General features: G+C 61.5%; 1 pseudogene. It reads right to left on the bottom strand.

The features are described 5' to 3' along the window. Positions 1-193, bottom strand: a pseudogene (locus EXE44_RS21280) (hypothetical protein); the annotation flags it as partial. Positions 194-247 lie beyond the last annotated feature (54 nt).

The following is a 247-nucleotide window of genomic DNA, read 5'->3' as shown; positions in this document are numbered from 1 at the left end:
GGACGACCTCGCCGTCCTGAACGTCGACGGCGGGGATCACCTCGAACTCGGGGAAGTCGCTCATACGGAACGAGAGTCGAGGACGCCGATTAAACTGGTCGGTTCGAGACGAAACGGAGGGTTGCGCGGCGAACGTCTCCGAAGGCTCAGTCGCTCGTTTATAAATAGCTGAGACTTGATCGACGGCGACCACCGCCAAAGCCCCAGTCGCTCGGCTGTACGTGGGTGGCCGCTGATCGACGGCGAA

This window comes from Halorubrum sp. SS7, assembly GCF_005435055.1.
Lineage (GTDB): Archaea > Halobacteriota > Halobacteria > Halobacteriales > Haloferacaceae > Halorubrum > Halorubrum salinarum.
Note: the sequence above shows the minus strand (reverse complement) of the source record. Positions and strands in the feature narration are given on the sequence as shown.